A 23,841-nucleotide genomic window follows, 5' to 3' on the forward strand; every position below is an offset into this window, starting at 1 on the left:
CAAGCATCTCGAATTTCGAGGTGCTTTTTTTAGTTCAATTGTAAAAACGTTGTGCGATTTTGTTAAGCATTTAAAGGCTTTATTGAGACTCTGTTAATTGCCACACATGGGAGAATTTTGTTGTTATGATTTGGTCAACCGCTTATTCAGTAGCCGCGGTCAAACTTGGTTAGGGAGGAATTTTGATAATGAATAAGAAATTCATGGCCAAAATTGCAACTTCGTTTCTAGCTGTTATGCTCATCACTGCTTGTAGCGGTGGAGAAGAAGAAGGAAACAATAATACGACCAATAACGGAAGTAATACGGAAGAACCTGCTTCGAACAACGGATCCACTAACTCTGAGAATTCTGCTGAATAAGTTGTTAAACTCCCGTCCACTCCAGGCGGGAGTTTTTCATTAGTCTTTCTTGTTTAATTGCCACTTCCTAAACTCGAGAAATTCCTCAAAGTCTTCTTTCGTGATGCCAGACCGCATCGCTTCTTCGATCAACAACTGCCATTCTGGGTCCAGATTGGACTCTCTGCCTTCGAATTCACCATCTTGAATGAACACATCCATAGGCACCTTTAATACAGTAGCAATTTTTTCGAGAAATTGTATGGATGGGTTCGCCTGCTGGTTGCGTTCGATCGAGCTGAGGTATGATTTTGCTACGTTAGCTCGCTTCGCTAGTTCAGTTAATGAAAGCCCCATGCGATTTCGATAAAGCTTAATTTTTTCACCTATCATCCCCAATACCTCAACTTTATTAGTATTTGTATATTATTATCTTATCAAGAACGTAATGTTCTGTAAACAGAACAAAAGTCTCAAAATAATGCATAATAAATGGAATTATAAGAAAAATAAAGTATAAATTAGTAAATTACAGAATTTGTTCTAAATTACAATTAAAATAAAGAATTTTCAGTCTTTTATATTCTTTCCGGTAGGCTTATATTAGAGTTATATTCTAAATAAAGAACAATATGTTCTTTATAATGTCGGTTTATGGAGAAAAAAGTAAGGAGGTAAAACATGAGGGCGTATGGTGGAGAAAAATTAGACTTAGAGTGGATCACCCTTATTTCAAAAGCAAAAAAGTTAGGGCTTAGCAAAGAAGAGATTAGACAATTCCTGGATAATTCCTCAAAAAAATAAGGGGGAATTAAGATGATTAAGCTAGGAGATCGCACGTTTGTATCCTACATCACGGGAAAGAGAATCAAGGTTGTTGCACTCGATGAAAGGGCCGGCAAGCTTTATATTAATGATGAATACAAAGGGCGCTGTGACTTAGACTTTATTCTTAACAAGATTAAGGAGCTCGAATTACATGAGGATAATAGAAGATGGCTATTTGAGGACGAGCGGAAACTTTATAACGAATTAAGAGAGATCATTAAGAATCAGGTTATATCCTCGAACTTGGAATGAGTAGATTTTCGCAACCTTTTGTTCAATCCACCATGTACTATTTGGCATCCTGTAATGCCATCGATGGCGTCATTACATACTGGGGCGTACAGAACAACGTGATAGAAGAGGCAAATCCACTGATGAACTTATTATTTACGATTCATCCATTTGTCTTTTTAGGTTTTAAAATAACATTGTCCATTTTACTTGTGTTTATAGGGAGCATAAAGATTAAATTCCAATCGCGGTTAGTAAGAGTACTGTTGATCGTTGCAACAGTACTTTATACTGCATTAATAATTTATCACTCTTACTGGCTCTTTTTACTTTGATATAGTAAAAAGAGCCTTCGCTTGAGGCTCCCGTATGAATCGATTATTTGTCGCTTCCTTGCTTTGCACGCCACTTGTTAAATTCAAGGAATTCCTTAAACTGTTCTTTACTAATACCAGAATTCATCGCTTCTTTAACAAGTTTTCTCCACTCTGAATCCAATTCACTTTGATGAATGAGGTTATCTCCCTGAAGAAGTACCTCTACAGAAACATCTAATACTCCTGAAATCTTCTCCAAAAACTGAATAGAAGGGTTAGATTGTATGTTTCGTTCAATTGAACTCAAATAGGATTTTGCTACACTAGCGCGTTCAGCTAATTCAGAAAGTGAGAGGCCTTTACGTAATCGATACTTCTTTACTTGCTCTCCTATCATGTCTTACCCTCCCATACTTCTACGTCACTCTCAGATACTAAGTATTATATCAGTATGGTTATGTTCCGTAAATAGAACAAAAGCGGCAATCGCTCACTACTCACTCTCCACTCTCCACTCCCTAGAGTCTTTTACTTTTTTTCCTTTCTAATAAAAGCTTTCACCTCTTCTACTGATAAACCTAATTCCTTGGCAGAAAGGATTAGGAATACCCACTCATCATCAAGCCTTACTTTTTCATTTGTTTTCATCCTCACTCCTCCTTTAAGTTCCAGGTAGTTCAGCCATCTTAGGAATCATATACAGACTCCCTTAGATCTGATAACTTTGCGATCTACTTTTTTCAAAGTAGGTTGCCTTTTACTGGAGGATATCCACTACTTTAGAACTATGTATACGGATAATGTCATATTCTTATCATAGTATGAATGTTTTAAGAAATTTGTTGTTTTTTGGAAGCTAAAACAACTTTTTTTGTCATTTCTTAAAAAGTACCGTTGAAACACGAAAGAACACTAGTGATGTTTTTAGACTGACCCACCGAAAGAATGGGTATAGAAGGAAGACGAGGAGGGATATTCATGAAGAAAATTGCGGTGATTACAGGTGGCGGATCTGGTATTGGAGCAGCAGCTGCAAAGCGGTTCGCAAAGGAAGGCATCACAGTTTGTTTGTTCGATGTAGAAGAAAGTCGTGCAGAAGAAGTAAAAGAGGAGATCATCTCCCTAGGCGGTGATGCGTTCGCATATGAAGTCGATGTGTCTGATGAAGACCAGGTTGTCAGTAAGCTTCAAGAAGTAAGCGAAAAAACTGGTGCGATCGATTATCTCTTTAACAATGCTGGAATCAACGGGACGCTTCAACCGATTGAAGAAATGAGTGTAGACAATTGGGATCAAACGATTCAAACGAACTTGAGAAGTACGTTTCTCATGGTGAAGCATACTGTTCCATATATGAAGAAGAACGGAGGGAGTATGGTCATCACAAGTTCGATCAATGGAAATCGAACGTTCTCGAACTTCGGGATGTCTGCATACAGCACATCGAAGGCAGGGCAAGTTGCGTTTATGAAGATGGCTGCGCTTGAACTAGCGAACTATAACATAAGAGTGAACGCGATTTGTCCTGGAGCGATCGAAACCAATATCGATGAAAATACGGATCAAAAGGAAAGTGTTAAAGAAATTGAAATACCTGTAGAGTATCCAGAAGGTAGCCACCCGTTAGAAGAAAAAGCAGGAAAGCCTGAACAAGTCGCTGATGTCGTTTATTTTCTCATTTCAGATGCATCGAGTCATGTGACGGGAACAGCGATGTACGTTGATGGAGCTGAGTCACTTCTGTAGCTTGACGTAAGAACGAACCGTCGCTAAGTTGGTATAGAGGTGATTGAAGATGTTTAAAAAGGTACACCATGTTGCCATCATATGTTCAGATTATCAACGCTCGAAAGATTTTTATGTGAATGTACTGGGATTAACGGTATTAGAAGAAACGTACCGGAACGAAAGAGAGTCATACAAACTTGATCTAGCGGTTGGAGAGCATACGCGAATCGAACTGTTCTCCTTCAATTCCGCTCCTCTGCGCCCAAGCTATCCGGAAGCACGTGGACTTCGGCATATTGCATTTGAAGTGGACGACATCGAATAGGCTGCACAGGAGCTTAGAAGGAAAGGTGTCACTAGCGTTGAAGAAATTAGAGTAGACGAGTTAACAGGGAAGCGGTTCACCTTTTTTCAAGATCCAGACGAATTACCTATCGAAATGTATGAAAATTAGCACATTTAACCAAAAGGAGTTGATTACCTGCCAAACCTGTGGCATCATAAGTTTGAAAGCGTTTGCTTATTTAGTGAGATGGTTTTTGTGCAACTTTGCGCAATCGATTTCACTAACGTTTTTGTGCAAACGGTTTCACAAACTGTAGATTTAAATTAAAGGGGGATATCGATGAAACGGCGTAATCGAAAACGGCTTTCTTTGTCGCTAGCAATCGTACTCGTGTTGCAGTTGCTGGCAGGAGCAATGCCGGGTGTCGAAGCTGCAACGCTTACGAGTCCGGTAATCGAAGGATCGAGCGCAACGTTCAACTATCAGGGAGACGGTAGCAAGACGTCTGTCAAAGTCGCTGGTGATTTTACGGATTGGGAAAACGGCGCTCTTGAGATGACGAAAGGTGAGGGAGATGTCTGGAGCCTTAAAGTCGATGATCTATCGAACGGAATGCACCAGTACAAGTTTATCGTCGATGGTGAATGGATGAAGGATCCTCTCAATTCTAATGGAGGAGAAAACAGCGAATTTCAAATCGGCGATGCGGATGCGAAACGTACCGTTACACTAGTCGGTGATCTCCAAGATGAGCTAGGTGCAGAAGCTGATTGGAAGCCTGATGCATCTGAAACGATCATGGAAGACAAAGGGAATGGATTCTATGAATTTACGGCAGAGCTTCCTGCTGGTAAGTATGAATACAAGATTGCGATCAATCAATCTTGGGGGGAAAGCTATGGGAAAGATGGAGGAAACATTCCGCTAGAGCTTTCTGAAGCATCGAAAGTAACGTTCTATTACCATGATGGCACGCATGCAATAGCAGATTCCACTTTTTACAGTAAGATTTCCGATGAAAAACAACCGAGATTAGTAGGTTCTATCCAGCCTGCGATCGATGCTGGAGATGAGTGGAGTCCGAAAACATCGACTGCGTTATTAACCGATGATAATTTCGATAATATTTACACATACACTTCAGATGTTCCAAAAGGAAACTATGAATACAAAGTTGTGTTAGGAAGCGACTGGGGCGAAGAGTATCCTTCGAATAACGTTGCACTAAACGTTATTGCTGATGCAACGATCACGTTCCAATTTAACGCTGAAACGAAAAATGTTAGTTCTGATTATAGCCCTGAGGGTTCTGATGGAGCGATCAACAAAGAAAAACTTCTACATAACTCCTGGGAAGAAGCATACCGAGCTCCGTTTGGTGCTGTAAAAGAAGGCGAAACCGTTACGCTTCGTCTTTCAGCCAAAAAGGATGATCTAACAAAAGCAGAATTGTATATCAAGAATCAAAATACGGGTACAAGTAAGCTTGTTCCGATGGAAAAAGCGGCGACTTCTGACGGAATGGACTTTTTTGAGGCAGACGTAAAGCCAGAAGTCAAAGGTCTTTATGGCTACAAGTTTATTGTACGTGATGGTGCAGCAAAAGCTGAGTATGGTGAAGATACACAGCAGGGATCGAAAGGAAAAGCGACCGATGCAAACGCAGAACTGTATCAACTCACTGTGTTTGACCCTGGCTTCAAAACGCCTGATTGGATGAAGGAAGCCGTCGTTTATCAAATTTTCCCTGATCGTTTTTATAACGGAAATGAGAAGAACGATGATGCAAAGAAATATGCACGTGGTGATGAGCCGATCGAACATAAAGAATGGGATGAGCTACCTGATAATCCGAGGCTAGCTGATCGTTCTGGATATGAAGGAGATGGAATCTGGAGCAATGATTTCTTTGGCGGTGACGTGAAAGGGATTCATGAAAAGCTAGATTACATCGAATCGTTAGGTGTTAATACGATTTACCTCAATCCGATCGCAGAAGCTGCATCGAACCATAAATACGATGCAACGGATTGGAAGGATATCGACCCATTGTTCGGTACACCTGAAGAATTTGAGGCATTCACAAAAGAGCTCGAGAAGCGCGACATGCATCTGATCATGGACGGGGTGTTTAACCACGTAGGTGATGATTCGATCTATTTTGATCGTTACGGAAAATATGACGTTGTTGGCGCGTACGAGTATTGGTCTCTCATCTATGATCTTATGAATGATAAGGGACTGTCTGAAGAAGATGCGAAAAAAGAAGCACGTAAACAGCTTGAAGAAGAAGGCCAGACATTCAATGATGAATATGGTTTTCACAACTGGTTTAATATTAAAAATGAAATCGTGACGGATGAGAACGGAAACGAACGCTACGATTATCAGGCGTGGTGGGGCTATGACTCGCTTCCTGAAATTAAAAGCATCGAGGGCGATGCCGTCGATTATGCGAGTGAACTTAACAACCAGAAATTCTCGGATTACATCATGTATGATGACGATTCAGCAGCGAAAAGCTGGATCACAAACGGTGCATCCGGGTGGAGACTCGATGTAGCGAACGAAGTGGACATGGAGTTCTGGCGTGAATTCCGCGATGAGCTGAAATCAGACAGCATTGCAGGCGCGGGTGCAACGCTTAAAGAAGGAGAAGAACCATTGATTCTCGGAGAAATCTGGGATGATGCGTCTAAGTATTTTCTTGGAGATCAGTATGATTCGGTTATGAACTATCGTTTTGAAGGAGCGATTTTAGACTTCTTGAAAAATGGTAACGCTGCGAGTGCAGATGAGAAGCTGAAGGCTGTGCAGGAGGACTATCCTGATGAAGCGTTTCGTGCTCTCATGAACTTGATGGGATCTCATGACACGCCTCGTGCTGTGTATATCCTCGGTGGTGGGACAGACACGTATGAGCGTGCTGAATTCGATCCGAACTATAATCATGAGCTTGGGGTAAAGCGACTCAAGCTAGCGGCAGTACTTCAGATGGGGTACCCAGGCGCGCCGACGATCTACTATGGTGATGAAGCGGGAGTAACAGGATCTAAAGACCCTGACGATCGCCGCACGTATCCATGGGGTGAAGAAAACGAAGCGTTAGTGAAGCACTATCAAAGTGCTGGTGAGGTAAGATCAGAGAATGCCGATCTACTCGCATATGGAGATCTAAAAACGTTACATGCTGATGGCGATGTATATGTTTATGCCCGTACGAATGCAGAAGGTGCAGCAGTGGTCGCGGTGAATCGCGGAAACGATAACAAAACAGTTGAGTTAGACGTAGAAGGTATCGTAAAGAACACTATTTCGTTCACCGACGGACTTGCGAAGGACTACAGTACAGCTGTAAAAAGCGGCAAGATGAGCGTGACTGTACCTGCGATGACAGGACGCATGCTGATCGCTGATGGCGGCCAGAACTTTGAGCTTCCAAAACCAGTAAGTGACCTTAATGCGAAAGCTTTAGAAGGAAGTGTAGAGCTTAGCTGGACGGGGGACGCAGCGCAGTACAAAGTCTATCGATCTACTTTACAAGGTGCGATGTTCGAAGAAGTGGGGACGACAGATAAAACATCGATCGTCATCGATGGATTAACAAATGGTCAGTCGTACTACTTTGCTGTGACGGCAGTAGATGGTGAAGGAAATGAATCACCTTTGACTGAAACGACAAAAGCAGCAGTTCCGCACTATGAGTGGAAAGATGGAAGCTATGATCTGACAGATGTTAATAAAATCGAAGACGGTGTGCTCGATCTTTCCAACACATTTAAGATCGAAGCAGGAGTAAAAATTGACGGCGCGACTGAATCAGGTTTAGCTCAAGGCTTGACGGCGAAGTTACAGGTGAAGCAAGACGGCGAATGGACCGATTCAAAAGCGACCTATAAAGGACAAAGTGGGGACGGAAATGCATATAACCTATTCACGGCTGACTTCCGCCCGATTGAAACTGGAACATACCAATACCGCCTTGCATTTTCAACAGATCGTGGTGAAACGTGGAAATCGACGAACGTAGAAGAAGTGACGTTGTCGCAAAACCAGAATGATACAAAAGCGCCTGCTGAGTCAGTTACGCTTGAAGAACCGCTAAAAGAGTCTGGACAAGTCACGTTGAACTGGAGCCTCAGTGGCGCAGACGACCCTTATCTTTTTGCCATCGAAAGAGATGGTAACATCATCGAGAGACTGAATGATGCAGAAAAAGTAAGCTACACAGATTTTGCTGTTGAGAATGGTAAAACGTATGAGTACAAAGTAGTGGCATACGACCGCTCAGGAAACAAAAGGGTTTCGAATGCCGTAACGATTACACCAGATATCGTCATGGTCGATGTGACGTTCAAAGTTCATGCTCCGGATTACACGCCGCTAAGCGCGAAGGTTACGATGCCAGGCAGTGAGAACGGATGGAACACGAGTGCGTGGGAAATGTCACGTAACGGAGCGGTTACAGCTGATTGGGAACTTACCAAAACATTCCCTGAAGGCACGATCTTAACGTACAAGTACGCGAAAGGTGAATCGTGGGATCAAGAAGGGCTAGCGGATCATACACGTTCTGATAAGACGGACGACGACGTTAGTTACTATGGTTATGGTGCGATCGGGACGGATTTAAGCATCACTGTCACTAATCAAGGTGGCAACAAGATGGTCGTTGAAGATGAAATTCTTCGATGGATCGACATGCCGGTCGTTGTCGATGCACCAGAAAACGGTGCAAAAGTAGATGGTGACACCGTCACGTTCAAAGGAAATGCGATCAAAGAAGGCGTTCTAACGATTAATGGTGAAAATGTAACAGTGAATGACGATATGTCGTTCAGCCATGAAGTGAAACTTGAAAATGGTGAAAACAACATCCCAATCACGATTGAACCATCGGAAGAGAACAAGTCTGAGATCTTTAACAATGATGGTGGCGCGATCGCGAAGAACACGAAAGAATACACGTGGACGGTTACATCGGGTGGCGGGGAGCCAGCAGAGCCAGACCGTTTGTTCGGAAAAGACCGCTACTCAACAGCGGTTGAGATCTCAAAGAAAGGCTGGGATCAAGCAGATACGGTTGTTTTAGCTAACGGAACCGACTTCGCAGATGCGCTTGCAGGTGGTCCGTATGCTTACAAACTAGATGCGCCGATTTTATTAACTGGAAAGGATCGCTTAACAAACGTTGCAAAAGAAGAAATCAAACGCTTGAAAGCTAAGAAAGTCATCATTCTTGGTGGGAAGGCAGCAGTATCCGATTACGTTGCGTATGAGCTTCGTGGGCTTAAAGTAAAAGTGGATCGAATCAGCGGGAAGGATCGGTTTGAAACAGCGGCAAATATATCAGCACGGATGGGTATTTCTGATGAAGCCGTTGTTGTAAACGGACTAGATTTCCCTGATGCACTATCTGCAGCGTCTTATGCAGCTGAACAAGGATCACCAATCTTATTTACACTAAAAGATAAAGTGCCATTAGAAACGAAGAAAGCGTTAAACTCTGTAAAGACTTCTATTGTTGTTGGAGGACCTCATGTAGTAGAGGATAGTATTCTCAAATCACTACCAGGTTCAAAACGAGTATCTGGAAAAGATCGTTTTGGTACAGCAGCAGCAGTAGCAACTGAACTGAATCCATCACAGCATGTGTTTATCGCAACAGGAATGGATTTTGCAGATGCACTAGCTGGATCAGTACTTGCAGCAAAACAAGATGCAGCGATGCTCCTGGTTCAACCTAACAACCTACCACAATCTACTGAGCAAGCGATTAAAGATTTGGAAGCAAATGAGTTTACAATACTAGGGGGAACAGGCGCAGTAAACGAAGAAGTCGTGAGGGAAATGATAGAACAGTAAATAAGTTTTCGAGGGGGGCAGATGCGTATCTGACTCCCTTTCCATTCTTTTTTTAAAATATTTCCAAATATTTTAAAATTTTACTATTCCCAAATTATAGAAAGTGATATACTACAACTATCGACCACGCAATAGTATAAAATCCCCATCTTCCTCTCTTAAAACCGCATTTCGAATGACTCGATTTCCAGGAGGCGAAGGATCATATCGATTGCCGAAGGAATCGAAAAGTATCAGTCTAACAAGTGAAAGGATTTACAAAGTTTCTAAGTTTTTACCGCTTTCCGTTACACGTATACTGCCTCATGACGAACCATGTGCAACTCTCCATCGAAACCTTCGATTACCCACCAGGTGAAATCATGAAATCATCAACGCCAGCAATTCCAATAAGAAATATGGCTAAGGACACGTACTTCAAACCCGCTACACATCTGACCTGCTTGACTCCCTTTTGTATGGAAACCACCTAAGTTAATCATTATACCTGTATCTAGTCAATGAGATGGTTTTCCATCCAACAATGTCTGGAGTCGTTATGGTGCTCATCTTTCATACATAAAGGATTTGCTCGTAGATTCCGCATACATATTCTCCTAGAAAGGTAGCAGAGACCATAGTTAGAAGCCAGTTAACATGAAGTCTATAGCTATGAAGAACATTGTATTCTGTATAACACGTTCTCAAAAGATGTAGTTAAAAATCCATAAAGAAAGAGAAGACAAGAATGGAGCATTGGATTTGGCTTTGTTCAATCCGACATGTTGGTCCTGTTTCTCAAAAGAAACTACTGACTGCATTTGGAAGTCCTGAGCAAATCTATGAAGCTTCTTCTTTAGAGCTGCAAGAAGTGAAGGGAATTTCTAAGCGTGTCCGAGAAGCTGTTTTAGAGGCTCGGTCACTCGAAGATTGTAAGCGTATTCTTGAGCGTGCTCATAAAGAAGAGATCTGGCTTTTGCCCCGGGATGACCCCCTTTATCCGTCGTATGCTAAAGATTTACCGGAGTCACCAGCACTATTGTATTATAAAGGCCTTATACGTTCATTCACTCCTTCTGTAGCAATCGTAGGTTCTAGAAATTGTACAGAGGAAGGAAGACGGGCTGCCGAAGAACTTTCGTACACACTTTCTAATAGAAATATTCCTGTGATCAGCGGACTAGCGAAAGGAATCGATCGAGCTGCACACGTTGGCTGCCTCGTAAATCGTGGTGTACCAATCGCCTTCCTTGCAAGTGGGGTCGATCATTGCTATCCGAAAGAGCACCGCTCGCTCTACGAAGCGATTATTGAAAAAGGAGCCGTGATTTCTCAGTACGCACCTGGAAAACGTCCTACCCCAAAGCAATTTATACAGCGAAATGCGCTGATCAGTGCGTGGTCGAGTCACGTAGTTGTCATTGAAGCTGGCGTGAAAAGTGGTGCACTGTCCACCGCCCGCTTTGCACGAAAGCACAATCGAAGAATTTTCATGCTTCCGCGTAGTGATGCGCTATCTGAACAGATACCAGGCTGTTCAATAGAGGACGGGTTTGAACCTTATCCAGGAGTTTCAGCCTTTGAAGCGGTGTTGAACGAACTCTAGCATCACTACGTTACTTGCTTATACCCAACCTCTATAAACCCTTTACCCTTCAGTACCTCCGCAGTGATCCCTCTAGGATCTTCAAGCCCATCTCCCTACAAGAGCATGGTGGCTAGTAGCCATCAGGGTTGATGAGAAAGAGAAGAAGATAAACCTTCCCCTAGACCACTAGATCGAGCCATCGACCTAGTGGTTTCTTTTTGTTTAAGGTCAGGTCCGATATTCCCTCCCTCAACAAACAATTTACATGGAAATTACAGATTTTTCTTGGATTTTATTGTATACTGCAAGAGGCGGATAATTTTCGCCATAATCTGACTAATTCCGGGGGGATATAAGTTGAAAAGGAAGTCTTCGAGTCACACGATTAGCTTCTTGCTGATCTTTTCGATGATTTTGAGCTTTTTTGCTGCTCCTGTTTCTCAGTATGCATCGGCTGCTGAAGAGACGTTTCAGAATGTTATCATTTCTGAATACATAGAGGGCACGTCAAACAACAAGGCACTCGAGCTTTACAACGGAACAGGTAGTTCAGTTAATCTATCAGACTATACATTAGAAGTATATTTTAATGAGAAGTCTGATGCTGGTGAGACCTTAACATTAGAAGGTACACTAGAGGACGGAGAAGTATACGTCATTGCTAATAGTTCGGCCAACCAAGCTATCTTAGGTCAAGCTGACAAAACACATGGTTTAGCTAAATTCAACGGCAATGATGCGATTACGCTAAAAAAGAACGGCACGATTGTCGATTCATTTGGTCAAATCGCAAATGGCACTGATTACGCGAAAGACGTTACTCTCGTTCGTAACGACTCCATTAAATCGGGCGATACGAACCCGAACGACGCATTCGATGCATCATCAGAATGGACGTCCCACGCGACAGATACAACGACATATCTCGGTTCTCATCTTTCAGACGGTGGAACAGACCCTGAACCTGTCGAGCTTTCATCGATCGCTGATGCACGTTCAAAAGCAGTCGGTTCAGCAGTGAAAGTAAAAGGGATTGCAACAGCTTCCTTTCTCGCTGGAGGCAGTACAAACCTATACATCCAAGACAACACAGCTGGAATCATCGTGCGTGCTGAAGGAATCAAAGCAAACCCTGGTGATGAAGTCACTGTAGAGGGCAGCCTGAGTGATTTTAAAGGTATGGCACAGATCAGCACAACTTCTTCAAATATCGCAATTACGACGCAAAATGCAGGTATTCCACAACCACAATCGATCCAATCTAGTAATCTAACAGCCGAAAACGGTGAAGCCGTTGAAGGAGAATTCGTAGAACTTAAAAACGTTACGATCAAATCAGACGCAGGATATGGCGAGTTTAATGCAACTGATTCTGTTGGCGAATTCAAAATCGATAACCCTAATGCAGACAACCTTGAGATAGGGAAAACTTACGAGATTCTTCGTGGCGTCATCAACTATGACTTTGGTGAATACAAGCTCGTTTTCCGTAGCTCATCAGACATCATTGAAAACGCTTTCTCTGTTGTGGCTAGCCCTGGTGCTGGTTCAGTAACAGAAGGAACGAAGGTGACGCTTGAAACGGCAACTGAAGGAGCAAAAATCCATTACACAATGGATGGTTCAACTCCAACAGACCAAAGCACTGAATATACAGCACCGATCACACTTACAAAAGATACAACGATTAAAGCGATCGCTTCAAAAGATGGCAGAACAAGCGAAGTCGGAACGTTCAGCTACACAGTACTGAAGCCAGCAGACAAACTGAACATTCATGATATCCAAGGTGCTGGACACGAATCTCCTTATAAGGACAAGCCAGTATCACAGGTACAAGGAATCGTAACAGCGAAAGCTGGTGCGAACGGCTTCTACATGCAGAGTGATACGCCTGACGAAAGCATCGCAACATCAGAAGGAATCTTTGTTTATAGCAAAGGTAATTCTGTAAAAGTTGGCGACAAAGTATCCGTTGACGGTAAAGTCTCCGAGTGGAGAGAAGATGGATATGATGATGCAAAAGATCTATTAACAACTCAAATCTCAGCATCTAACGTCACTGTTGTTTCATCTGATCAAGAGGTACCTGCTCCGATCGTAATTGGAACAGACCGCACGCCTCCAACGGAAAACATTGAAGATGACGGTATGACAACATTTGATCCCGAAACAGACGGATTAGATTTTTATGAAAGTCTAGAAGGAATGCTGATCGAGATTCCTGATGCAACGATTTCTGGACCAAAGAAATATGATGAAGTTCCTGTTTTCGTAAATACAAGCGACGATCAACTGCGTACGCGCGCTGACGGGCTTTTAATCTCACCAGAAGATTACAACCCTGAACGCATGCTGATCGATGTTGATGGAATCGACGTTACTGTAAAAACTGGAGATATGTTCGATGGTTCTATCCTAGGTAACGTTAGCTATGACTATAGCAACTTTAAAATTCGTCCGACAGATACATTCCCATCCGTGATCGACGGTGGAGTTGAAAGAGAAACGACTGAAATCGAAGTTTCAGATGAGAAGCTTACGGTAGCAACATACAACATCGAAAACTTCCGTGCTCCTCAAACAGATAAAGCAGAAAAAATTGCAGAGTCGATCGTTTCAAACATGAAAACACCGGACATCATCGGCCTTGTTGAAGTACAAGATAACAACGGTCCGACTGACGATGGCACGACAGATGCAAGTGAGTCTTACAAAGCGCTGATCAAAGCGATCGAAACAGCTGGCGGCCCAACGTATGAATTCGCAGATATCGCACCACTTGATAAAACGGACGGCGGGCAGCCGGGAGGAAACATCCGCGTAGGATTCATCTACAATCCTGATCGCGTTGATTTCTCAGACAAGCCTGCTGGAGATGCAACGACTGCTGTCGGTGTCGACAAAGATGGCCTTACGCATAACCCTGGGCGTATCGATCCAACGAACGAAGCGTTCGACGATTCTCGTAAAGCACTCGCTGGAGAATTTACATTCAACGGTAAAAAGGTAATCGTCATCGCTAATCACTTTAATTCTAAAGGTGGAGACGGCGGACTATTCGGTAGCGAACACCCTGTCGTTCTTGGAAGTGAAGTTCAGCGTATGAAACAAGCAACTGTTATCAATGACTTCGTTAACAGTGCAGTCGAAACGATGGAAGATGCAAATGTAATCGTATTAGGCGACTTGAACGACTTTGAGTTCTCTGATCCGATCAACACGCTTGAAGGCGATGTACTAACGAATATGATGGAGAAACTTTCTCCTGAACAGCGTTACACGTACATCTATCAAGGAAACTCTCAAGTTCTCGACCATATTCTCGTAACAAACAATCTAGCAAAACATACGGCGATCGACAGCATTAACATCAATTCAGACTTTAGTGAAGCTGATGGGCGCGCGAGTGATCACGATCCAGTTTTAGCTCAGATCCAATTTGGTAAAGAAGTTGATCGTACGAGTGGGGAAGATCGCTACAAAACAGCGATCGAAGTTTCAAAAGAAGGTTGGGAGCAGGCAGATACAGTAGTGATCGCTCGCGGTGACACGTATCCGGATGCTCTTGCAGGTGCACCACTCGCTTATAAGTATGATGCTCCGATCCTTCTGAATCCTGAGAACAAATTGAATGATGATGTACGTGCTGAGCTTGATCGCCTATCGCCTGACAAAGTTATTATTCTAGGTGGAACGAGCGCAATATCAAACTATGTAGAATACCAGATTGAAGGTCTTGGTATAAAAGCAGACAGAATATCGGGTGAAAACCGATTTGAAACAGCTGCAAACATTGCAGCTCGCCTTGATGGTAATCCCACGAAAGCTGTAATCGCTGATGGGCACAACTATCCAGATGCTCTAGCTGTAGCATCATACGCTGCTAAGCAAGGTTATCCAATTTTATTAACGAACAATGAAGAATTACCTTCTGCAACAAAAACTGCTCTTCGTGACATCGATGGAAGTATCGTTGTTGGAGGTGAGAAGGCAATTGGAGCAGACGTTTTTGATGAGCTGCCGAATCCGAAGCGCTTTAGCGGAGACAACCGTTATGAGACCGCAGCTACCATTGCAACCGACCTTGTTGGATCATCAAACAATGCTTTCATTACGACAGGAAGCGAATTTGCAGATGCATTATCTGGCTCAGTACTCGCTGCCAAAGAAGATGCTGTCACGCTCCTCGTTCAACAAGATCAGGTGCCAATGTCAACTCAGAATGCAATCGATGAACTCGACATTAAGAATTTCCGCATTCTCGGAGGCACGAATGCAGTAAGTGAAAACGTTATGAACCAACTTAATAAGTAATAGAAGGAGCGGGGGTATGTGCTGACAGCAGTGCCCCGCCCAACTAGCAATCTAGCATACTTAATAAAAAGAAAAAGGAAGTGTCTAAACATATGAACATGAAGAAGCCAATTATCGCCGTACTATCATCTGCTGCCCTTGCAATGGGGATTGCAGCTGCTGCACCAGCAACACCTTCTGAAGCGGCTACAGGGAATTTTGACTTAACGATCATGCACACGAACGACACGCATGCTCACCTAGAAAACGCTCCAAAACGTTTGACTGCAATCAAAGACATTCGTGCAGAGCGGGAGAACTCGATCTTAGTAGATGGTGGAGATGTATTTTCAGGGACGCTTTTCTTCAATAAATACAAAGGACTTGCTGACGTTCAGTTCATGAACATGATGGAATACGATGCGATGGTACCTGGTAACCATGAATTTGATGAAGGTCCAAAAACATTCTCTGATTTCGTGAAAAAGACTCAGTTCCCAATCGTAAGCTCAAACATCGATTACAGTCAGAATGAAGATCTTAATCCACTCTATAAAGATGAAGTTGGTACACCAGGAGACGGTGGTACGATTTACCCAGCTGTTATCCTTGATGTGAACGGTGAAAAGGTCGGAGTATTCGGACTAACGACTGAAGCAACACCTGAACTTTCTGGACCAGGAGATACGCTTACATTTGAAGACCATCAGGAGCACGCTGCAGAAATGGTGAAGATGTTTGAAGAGAAGGGCATCAACAAAATCGTCGCTCTTACTCACCTTGGTAAGAACGCGGAAGTCGATCTTGCTGAAGCAGTTGCAGGGATCGATGTAATCGTTGGCGGGCACAGCCATACGCAGCTTGATGAAGGAATCGTTGTAAACGAAGACACTGAGCCAACTGTTGTTGTACAAGCATTCGAATACAGCAAATACCTTGGTGACCTTCAAGTAAGCTTTGATGCGAACGGTGTTCTTACAGACTGGGAAGAAAACCTCGTACGCGTTGATTACAAAGGAACGATGGAACCAGATCCTGAAGCTCAGAAGCTTTATGAAGAGCTGAAAAAACCTCTAGAAGAAATTGAGAAAGAAGTCGTTGGACATACAGACGTATTCCTTGATGGAGAGCGTGATACAGTACGTGCTGGTGAAACGAACCTTGGAAACTTGATTACAGACGCAATGCTTTCGAAAGCACAAGAATTTACAGATGCGACGATCGCAATTCAAAACGGCGGCGGGATCCGTGCTTCCATCGACGAAGGACCGATCACGATGGGTGAAGTATTAACAACGATGCCATTCGGTAACAACCTTGTAACACTTGATTTAACGGGTCAAGAAATCATTGATTCTCTTGAGCATGGTGTGAGCGGTATTCAGGACGGAGAAGGACGTTTCCCTCAAGTATCTGGCATCATGTACTCATACGATGAAGAAGCAGAAGTAGGCGAGCGTATTCTAGATGTTAATGTGAAAACGGAAAAAGGCTACAAAGACATCGATCCAAAAGCAACGTACACTGTTGCAACAAACTCGTTCATCGCAACTGGTGGAGATGGCTACACAGTAATGGGTGAAGCAGCTGAAGAAGGTCGTATGGAAGAACTCTTCTTCGTTGACTACGAACTATTTGTTGAATACATCGACGGTAAAACGATTGAAATGGGCCAAGAAGCGAGAATCGTTGAAGAAGAAGCAACTCGTATTTCTGGTGATGATCGTTATGAAACTGCTATAAAAGTTTCTCAAGCTGGCTGGGATAAAGCAGATACGGTTGTTCTAGCACGTGGCGATTCGTTCCCGGACGCACTTGCAGGTGCACCACTTGCTTATGATCTAGATGCTCCAATCTTGCTAACCGGTAAGGACTCTCTTAATAAGCAGGTAAAGGAAGAAATCAAACGTCTAGGCGCGAAGGACGTAGTGATTCTTGGAGGATCTAATGCCGTGAGTAACTATGTGGAATATCAAATTGAAGGGCTTGGCATCGACGTAGAAAGAATTAGTGGTGAAAACCGCTACGATACGGCAGCAAACATTGCTGCACGCCTTGGCGGAACGCCTGAGAAAGCAATTGTTGTAAATGGTCAGAATTTCCCTGATGCCCTTTCCATCGCATCATACGCAGCTCGTAACGGCTACCCAATCTTATTATCAGAAAACGACGAGCTTCCGATGGTGACCAAACGTGCACTTACGAATGTCGATGAGTCGATCGTAGCTGGTGGTACTACTGTCATTAATGAAGAAGTAGAAGGAATGCTACCAGAAGCAACGCGCTATGCTGGGGAAAATCGCTTCAGTACTGCTGCAACAATTGCAACTGATCTCAATCCTTCAGCTCGCGTATTCGTAGCAACTGGAATGGATTTTGCAGATGCACTAGCAGGATCCGTTCTTGCAGCGAAGCAAAATGCTTCCATCCTACTTGTTCAACCGAACAAGCTTCCTGAAGAGACCGAAAAAGCAATCGATGATCTAGAAGCATATGACTTCACTGTAACAGGTGGAACGAATGCTGTAAGTGAAGATGTGTTTAATAACCTCTCAAAATAAAGAGATACTAAAGGGAGCGCTGCGGCGCTTCTTTTATTTTTATTCGTTGCAGGACTTATGGAGGGTTTAGCAAATAGTATAAAGCGATGTTCTTTATCATGCATACGATAAAGAACAGCAATCAAAGGAGGGAATCGATTGAAGCAAAACGTTAGAAAAACACGGTTGTTCTTTGTTCTGTCCCTTGTATTGATGCTATTTGTTCCGTCTCTTGTCCATGCTGAGTCCGCTCTTGAAAAATGGAACTATGTCGCCCTTGGTGACTCATTGGCCTTTGGCATCCAATCGGATGGGAAACCGGGCGATAGTTATGCGGATTACATAGCCGATGACTTAGAAAACATTAATCAGCTTGAAGCATACACAAAGAAATTTTCCTTTCCTGGCCAAACGACTAAGGGTCTTTTTGATCAGTTATCAATGAATGTAGAAACGCAACAGGCTGTGGCAAGTGCTGACCTGATCACGCTCACAATCGGAGCGAATGACTTTCTTGACGTGTTGCAAAATAGCCCGGAAGATCTTAATGATCCAGAGAAAATAAATGTGCTATTTAAGGAGGTCGAAACGAACTATAGTAAAATTATGGGCATCATTCGTACGTTAAATCCTGATGCCATTGTCTTTTTACAAGGTTACTATAACCCATTTTATGCATATCCTCCTGAACAGCAAGCACAATTAACCCAACTGATGGTAGCTTTAAATCAAATGATCGAAGCAATTGCAGAAGGATCAGGCAGTGGTTTCGTACCGACGTATGATGCAATCGCAATGGATTATGCGAAATACTTACCGAACCCTCAAAATGTTCATCCTGGTCAAGCGGGATATGAGGTTATTGCAGAAGAATTTTGGAAGATGATCAAGAGGGTAGTACCAGTGAAAGTCGATCGTATCTCAGGAAAAGATCGCTTTGACACAGCCGTCGCCATTTCTGAAAGAGGCTGGGAATCTGCTGATACGGTCATTATCGCAAGAGGAGACGATTTCCCTGATGCGCTGGCAGGAGCTCCTCTTGCATATAAAATGAATGCACCGATCTTGCTAACTGGCGAGACGCTTCCTCAATCGGTGAAAGAGGAGATTGCTAGATTGAAAGCAAAGAAGGCATATGTTCTCGGAGGAACAGGTGCGATTTCAACATATGTTTACAATGAGCTAAAAGGCTTAGGACTCGACGTTGATAGAATTGGAGGAGAAGACCGATTTGAAACGGCTGCGAATATTGCTGCAGTGCTCGACGGCGATCCGGCGAAAGCCATTGTAGCAAACGGACTTAACTTCTCTGATGCTCTTTCTATCGCTTCATATGCTGCTGAAAATGGCTATCCGATTCTCTTGACGAAGAAGGAGGAGCTCCCATCTTTAACGATAAAAGCGCTAGATGGGTTTGAAGCTTCCATCGCAGTCGGGGGAACAAGTGTAATTTCTGAAGAGGTGTTCACAAACCTGCCAGGCGGGGAGCGCTATGGTGGACATAATCGCTATGAAACGTCTGCCAAGGTCGCAATGATGCTGAACCCTGCTGATAAGGCGTTCGTCGCAACAGGCGCAGACTTTGCCGATGCGCTGACAGGATCAGTACTTGCAGCAAAAGAGGAAAGCACGTTTCTACTAGTACCACCGACTAGCGTGGATGCTTCGATCTCAGAAGCAGCTAGTAAACTAGGAATAAGGCACTTTACTATTCTAGGCGGTGAAGGAGCTGTAAATCAAAACGTAGAATCTCTCCTTGAATCGATTAATTAATTCCATAAGGGGGTCAGGTAGGATACAGTCTCCTACCTGATCCCCTTTCATGTTACACTTGAAAAAGATGGTAAAAGGGGAAGGGGAGAGTAACGTGAAAAAATATTTGACGTTAAGCATTATAGCGCTATTTGTGGTTAGCAGCTTTGGCAGCTTACAGCTTAGTAACAAGGTTCACGCTACCGATGACGTTACATACGCAGAAATTGGACAGATGCTTACTGAAGAAGCTATTAAAATGGATATTCCACCTGAGGTAGCGAAGGCAATTGCTTTAATTGAAAGCGATTGGAACCAGCAAAAGGTTTCAAGTGTCGGCGCAATTGGAATTATGCAGGTATATAAACCTGAAGAAACAGAAGTATATAAAACAAAATTAAAAGAAGATATTCGATTCAATATTCAAGAAGGATTGAAGATTCTTGATGGAAAGTATAAAGGCGAAGCTGGGAAGTTGCCTCTAGTTAATGATGGGAATCGGGATTTACTTGAAAGTTGGTATTTCGCCATATTAGCTTATAGTGGTGCGGTTCAGGTTAACAGTCCGATTTATCTTAGTGAAAATTCTACGGATCGCAATATGGATGCATATCAAGAAAAAGTTTACAAAGCCATGATGGTATATAATGGAATAACTTCAGAAGAAAATTATAAACCTATCCCATTTAAATTTGAATTAAAAGATTTTAGTTATGGAGATGATGATGAGTTATATTTCGAGACATATCAATATAATTTGCCACAGAAATCTCTGCATAAAACATCTCAAAACTATAAAAATCAGGATATTCTTGTAACAGCTGCAAATGCTAAATTTAGAGAATTTCCGTCTACTTATAATACTTCGACAACTCAGATTAATGCGAGCAGGGTGCCAATCACAATCACGAGCGATCGTATTTATGACCAGTCAACAAAAAACGGTCTTAAAGATAAAAAGATGATATACAAACATTATGTATGGTATAAAACAACAACTGAGAACGGAAAAGAAGCTTACATCTCTTCAGGCGATATGCTTCAACTCGGCCAACGCTTATCAGGAGCGAACCGATACACAACCGCTAATGCCATTTCACAGGAAGGGTGGCCAAATGGTGCAGATACGGTGGTCGTTGCTAGAGGAGACGACTATCCTGATGCACTTGCAGGAACACCTCTAGCGTATGAGCTAGATGCACCAATGTTATTAACAGAGAAAAGTAAGCTAACAGGAGCTACAAAGGAAGAGCTAGAGCGATTGAAGGCTAAGAAAGTGATCCTTCTGGGTAGTAAAAGCGCGATCCATGATAGGGTGAAAAGTGAAATTGAAGGTATGGACATTGAAGTAGTGCGTTACGGTGGAGAAAATCGTTTTGAGACCGCCGCAATGATCGGGAAAGAACTTCCAAAGAGGAATACAGCTATTCTCGCTTATGGTCTTAACTTCCCGGATGCACTTTCCATTGCACCTTATGCAGCGAAACACGGGTATCCAATCTACCTAACACTGACTGACCGCCTCCCAGAATCTACTGAAAAAGCTCTCACGTCTTACGAAAAGGTTATCGTTGTCGGGAGTAACGGGGTTATAGCGGATAAAGCGTTAGAAGGTATTTCGAACTATAAGCGCTATGCTGGGCTTAATCGTTATGCAACAAATGTTGATATCAATCATAATCTCCCTCTAGGAACGAATAAAGCCTTTGTCGCGACGGGTACAAATTTTCCAGATGCATTGACTGGAGCAGTGCTAGCAGCAAAGGAAGATGCGCCATTAATTATTTCAACGCCTACTAAGCTACGAACGGAAACGGAAAGTTACTTAGAAGACACGTCGTTCGACAGGTTTGCACTACTTGGCGGTGAAGATGTGATTAATGTAGAAGGCGATCTTGCCAACCTACTTTTAAACAAGTAGAAATACACAGGGCCACTGTCCCGAAAAAAGGGACGGTGGCTTTTTTGTGTCTTATTACCTACTACGAAATACTAGGATTCGTCACTTTTCGAATGTTCCTCTTAGGAAAAAGTAAATATTTATAAATTTTTAAAGGAAAACTATTCAATTTTAGCGAATATTAGCCGATATTGTTATATAGCAATTGTCGGTTTGTTATTGCAGTGAAACTATTAAGGGGGATATGCATGCAAGGTTCTACGCTTAAGAAAACGGTAGTTGGATCAGCTCTTTTGTCTGGTTTTTTTTATGTTCAAGCCGGGGAAGTAGAAGCCGCCCTTGGTAATCAAGAATTAAAGCTCGGAATGAACAATTCCGATGTTAAAGAACTGCAGGACGTTTTGAAAGAAAAGGGTTACTTTACATATCATACGTCAACAGGATACTTTGGCCCGATCACCGAGAAAGCCGTTAGCGACTTTCAAAAAGCAGTATCATTACCAGTAACAGGAATAGCAAATGCAGAAACGCTGAGTGCGTTAAAAGGAAGTTCTGCGACGAAAGCTGCTTCCACCTCTTCTCAAACACTTTCGATTGGAGAACGTGGTCATGCTGTAACGAATCTTCAATCCAAATTGAAGAGCAAAGGGTATTACAATTATACTGTCGATGGCATCTTCGGCCCGATTACGGAAAAAGCAGTGAAACAATTTCAATCTGCGAAAGGTCTTTCTGTCACAGGGGTATTTGATCAAGCAACTGAAAATGCACTTAATTCCGCAGTGAATAAGACCTCTAATTCTTCAAACGAAGCTAGTCTAACTTTGAAAATAGGCGCTCGAGGCGCTGCAGTGTCTACGGTACAGCAGCAACTGAAGAACAAAGGCTACTACAACTATGCAGTGGACGGTATCTTCGGGCCGATCACAGAAAAAGCTGTGAAGCAATTCCAGAGTGCGAATGGCTTATCAAGTACTGGTGTGGTCGATGGTAAGACGAAGGAAAAGCTTTCGGGCGCAGCAGCAGTTCAAGAGAAGAAAGAAGAGAGTGCGACTGGCCTCACCATCGGTGCAAGGGGGAGTGCAGTCACTGCACTGCAGCAGGGTCTTAAGGATCGCGGCTATTATAACTACAACGTCGATGGCATCTTTGGTTCGATTACTGAAAAAGCAGTGAAAGAATTCCAAAGCGTAGTTGGCCTTAAGGTAACGGGTGTTGCAGATGATGCCACACTTGATGCGTTAAAGTCTCGAGGCGGAACGAAGAAAACTGAACCAGTTATGAAAATAGGTTCAAGAGGTGAAAACGTTTCAAAACTTCAGCAGGATTTGAAAACAGCAGGAACGTTTCATGTTGGTGTAACAGGATACTTTGGTCCCGTTACTGAAAAGGCGGTAAAGGATTTCCAACGAGCGAAAGGGCTTACCGTTACTGGAACAGCAACGAAGGAGACCCTTGATGTGCTTAGTTCGAGCGGTTCAGTCGTTAACCCACCAGCACAAGACTCCTCTAATGACGATGTCTTAAAAGTTGGATCAAAAGGGGAGCTTGTTGTTGAACTCCAATCGAAGCTAAAAGCACTCGGCTACTATAACGGTGGGTTAGACGGCGCTTTCGGTCCGATTACAGAGCGAGCAGTGAAGACGTTCCAATCTCGTAATAAGCTAACAGCTAATGGAATAGTAGATTCATCAACATGGGAGAAACTTAAGCAAGGAACTTCGTACGACGGCGGTGGTACTGGAAGTTCCGACAGCGGTTCGTTCAGTGTGATGGACCTAATCGCAGATGCTTCTGAGTTTATTGGTGTTCCTTATACGTGGGGAGGCAATACGCCGCAGTCTGGTTTCGATTGCAGTGGCTTTCTCGTTTACGTATTCAAAAAGCAGGGAGTTTCTTTGCCGCGTACAATGGCACAGATGTGGAATGTGACAACGCCAGTCAGCAGCCCATCTGTAGGGGACATCGTGTTTTTTGAAACCTATAAGCCTGGTGCGTCGCACGGCGGCATCTACATCGGAAACAACAAGTTTATCCATGCAGGTTCTTCAACAGGCGTTACGATCAGTAGTTTGGATTCAAGCTATTGGTCACCGAGATACCTTGGGGCTAAACGGGCTCATTAAGAGATTCGCTGCCTATTTATCAAATCATTGGAGTTTTACAAATCAAAAAAGCACCTGATTTAGG

15 protein-coding genes, 1 pseudogene and 1 riboswitch are annotated in these 23,841 nt (G+C 43.1%); of the genes and pseudogenes, 13 read left to right on the forward strand and 3 right to left on the reverse strand.

Annotated elements, in window-relative coordinates; genetic code table 11:
* Window positions 1–188 precede the first annotated feature (188 nt).
* A complete protein-coding gene (locus ACXADT_RS05080) occupies window positions 189–362 on the forward strand; it encodes a hypothetical protein (protein WP_474810055.1) in 174 nt (57 codons plus the stop codon).
* Between the two features lie 39 nt (window positions 363–401).
* On the opposite strand, the gene ACXADT_RS05085 is transcribed toward ACXADT_RS05080, so the two are convergent.
* Complete coding sequence (locus ACXADT_RS05085; RefSeq protein ID WP_474833426.1) at window positions 402–734, reverse strand: helix-turn-helix domain-containing protein; 333 nt, start codon at window positions 732–734, stop codon at window positions 402–404.
* 288 nt (window positions 735–1,022) lie between these two features.
* Between ACXADT_RS05085 and ACXADT_RS05090 the strand changes: the two genes are divergently transcribed.
* From ACXADT_RS05090 to ACXADT_RS05100, 3 genes are read left to right on the forward strand one after another with little or no spacing between them, the layout of a single operon-like run.
* The gene (locus tag ACXADT_RS05090) at window positions 1,023–1,145 is read left to right on the forward strand and encodes an anti-repressor SinI family protein (RefSeq protein WP_474833427.1); all 123 of its coding nucleotides are present in this window, start codon (window positions 1,023–1,025) and stop codon (window positions 1,143–1,145) included.
* A 12-nt stretch (window positions 1,146–1,157) separates the two neighbouring features.
* Window positions 1,158–1,421 carry a hypothetical protein gene (locus tag ACXADT_RS05095; RefSeq protein WP_474833429.1) on the forward strand — a complete coding sequence of 88 codons (264 nt, stop codon included), beginning with the start codon at window positions 1,158–1,160 and terminating at the stop codon, window positions 1,419–1,421.
* A complete protein-coding gene (locus tag ACXADT_RS05100) occupies window positions 1,418–1,735 on the forward strand; it encodes a DUF5658 family protein (protein WP_474833430.1) in 318 nt (105 codons plus the stop codon). The genes ACXADT_RS05095 and ACXADT_RS05100 overlap by 4 nt, the downstream gene beginning before the upstream one ends.
* Before the next feature lie 43 nt (window positions 1,736–1,778).
* Here the strand turns inward: ACXADT_RS05100 and ACXADT_RS05105 are convergent, their stop codons facing one another.
* Together ACXADT_RS05105 and sinI are read right to left on the reverse strand one after the other, a co-directional pair.
* Window positions 1,779–2,114, reverse strand: coding sequence for a helix-turn-helix domain-containing protein (locus tag ACXADT_RS05105; protein ID WP_474833432.1), 336 nt, complete (start codon window positions 2,112–2,114; stop codon window positions 1,779–1,781).
* 131 nt (window positions 2,115–2,245) lie between these two features.
* Window positions 2,246–2,365: a DNA-binding anti-repressor SinI gene (gene sinI, locus ACXADT_RS05110; protein WP_474833433.1), complete on the reverse strand. Its 120-nt coding sequence runs from the start codon at window positions 2,363–2,365 to the stop codon at window positions 2,246–2,248.
* A 20-nt stretch (window positions 2,366–2,385) separates the two neighbouring features.
* A riboswitch (cyclic di-GMP riboswitch) is annotated at window positions 2,386–2,482 on the reverse strand.
* 213 nt (window positions 2,483–2,695) lie between these two features.
* On the opposite strand from sinI, the gene ACXADT_RS05115 reads away from it, so the two are divergent.
* From ACXADT_RS05115 to ACXADT_RS05155, 9 genes and pseudogenes are all read left to right on the forward strand, one after another.
* The gene (locus ACXADT_RS05115; RefSeq protein WP_474833435.1) at window positions 2,696–3,463 is read left to right on the forward strand and encodes an SDR family oxidoreductase; all 768 of its coding nucleotides are present in this window, start codon (window positions 2,696–2,698) and stop codon (window positions 3,461–3,463) included.
* A gap of 49 nt (window positions 3,464–3,512) precedes the next feature.
* A pseudogene (gene gloA2 / locus ACXADT_RS05120) lies at window positions 3,513–3,899 on the forward strand (SMU1112c/YaeR family gloxylase I-like metalloprotein).
* A gap of 171 nt (window positions 3,900–4,070) precedes the next feature.
* Window positions 4,071–9,596: an alpha amylase N-terminal ig-like domain-containing protein gene (locus ACXADT_RS05125; protein ID WP_474833436.1), complete on the forward strand. Its 5,526-nt coding sequence runs from the start codon at window positions 4,071–4,073 to the stop codon at window positions 9,594–9,596.
* 727 nt (window positions 9,597–10,323) lie between these two features.
* The gene (locus ACXADT_RS05130; RefSeq protein WP_474833438.1) at window positions 10,324–11,181 is read left to right on the forward strand and encodes a DNA-processing protein DprA; all 858 of its coding nucleotides are present in this window, start codon (window positions 10,324–10,326) and stop codon (window positions 11,179–11,181) included.
* Between the two features lie 339 nt (window positions 11,182–11,520).
* A complete protein-coding gene (locus ACXADT_RS05135; RefSeq protein ID WP_474833439.1) occupies window positions 11,521–15,480 on the forward strand; it encodes a cell wall-binding repeat-containing protein in 3,960 nt (1,319 codons plus the stop codon).
* A gap of 92 nt (window positions 15,481–15,572) precedes the next feature.
* Window positions 15,573–18,020 carry a cell wall-binding repeat-containing protein gene (locus tag ACXADT_RS05140; RefSeq protein ID WP_474833441.1) on the forward strand — a complete coding sequence of 816 codons (2,448 nt, stop codon included), beginning with the start codon at window positions 15,573–15,575 and terminating at the stop codon, window positions 18,018–18,020.
* A 138-nt stretch (window positions 18,021–18,158) separates the two neighbouring features.
* Window positions 18,159–19,772 (forward strand): cell wall-binding repeat-containing protein, encoded by a 1,614-nt coding sequence (locus tag ACXADT_RS05145; RefSeq protein ID WP_474833442.1) that lies wholly within the window; start codon window positions 18,159–18,161, stop codon window positions 19,770–19,772.
* A gap of 94 nt (window positions 19,773–19,866) precedes the next feature.
* Window positions 19,867–21,672 carry a cell wall-binding repeat-containing protein gene (locus ACXADT_RS05150; RefSeq protein ID WP_474833444.1) on the forward strand — a complete coding sequence of 602 codons (1,806 nt, stop codon included), beginning with the start codon at window positions 19,867–19,869 and terminating at the stop codon, window positions 21,670–21,672.
* A 227-nt stretch (window positions 21,673–21,899) separates the two neighbouring features.
* On the forward strand, window positions 21,900–23,777 hold the full coding sequence (locus ACXADT_RS05155) for a C40 family peptidase (protein ID WP_474833445.1): 1,878 nt from the start codon (window positions 21,900–21,902) through the stop codon (window positions 23,775–23,777).
* The last annotated feature ends 64 nt before the right edge of the window (window positions 23,778–23,841 follow it).

The organism is Anaerobacillus sp. ABR4_321 (assembly GCF_056158505.1).

Excerpts from the sequence above, each read along its gene's own strand:
- ACXADT_RS05155 (WP_474833445.1), top strand. The coding sequence starts at position 21,900 with ATGCAAGGTTCTACGCTTAAGAAAACGGTAGTTGGATCAGCTCTTTTG.
- ACXADT_RS05095 (WP_474833429.1), top strand. The coding sequence starts at position 1,158 with ATGATTAAGCTAGGAGATCGCACGTTTGTATCCTACATCACGGGAAAG.
- ACXADT_RS05140 (WP_474833441.1), top strand. The coding sequence starts at position 15,573 with ATGAACATGAAGAAGCCAATTATCGCCGTACTATCATCTGCTGCCCTT.
- ACXADT_RS05085 (WP_474833426.1), bottom strand. The coding sequence starts at position 734 with ATGATAGGTGAAAAAATTAAGCTTTATCGAAATCGCATGGGGCTTTCA.
- ACXADT_RS05130 (WP_474833438.1), top strand. The coding sequence starts at position 10,324 with ATGGAGCATTGGATTTGGCTTTGTTCAATCCGACATGTTGGTCCTGTT.
- ACXADT_RS05115 (WP_474833435.1), top strand. The coding sequence starts at position 2,696 with ATGAAGAAAATTGCGGTGATTACAGGTGGCGGATCTGGTATTGGAGCA.
- ACXADT_RS05105 (WP_474833432.1), bottom strand. The coding sequence starts at position 2,114 with ATGATAGGAGAGCAAGTAAAGAAGTATCGATTACGTAAAGGCCTCTCA.
- ACXADT_RS05080 (WP_474810055.1), top strand. The coding sequence starts at position 189 with ATGAATAAGAAATTCATGGCCAAAATTGCAACTTCGTTTCTAGCTGTT.
- ACXADT_RS05125 (WP_474833436.1), top strand. The coding sequence starts at position 4,071 with ATGAAACGGCGTAATCGAAAACGGCTTTCTTTGTCGCTAGCAATCGTA.
- ACXADT_RS05100 (WP_474833430.1), top strand. The coding sequence starts at position 1,418 with ATGAGTAGATTTTCGCAACCTTTTGTTCAATCCACCATGTACTATTTG.
- ACXADT_RS05090 (WP_474833427.1), top strand. The coding sequence starts at position 1,023 with ATGAGGGCGTATGGTGGAGAAAAATTAGACTTAGAGTGGATCACCCTT.
- sinI (WP_474833433.1), bottom strand. The coding sequence starts at position 2,365 with ATGAAAACAAATGAAAAAGTAAGGCTTGATGATGAGTGGGTATTCCTA.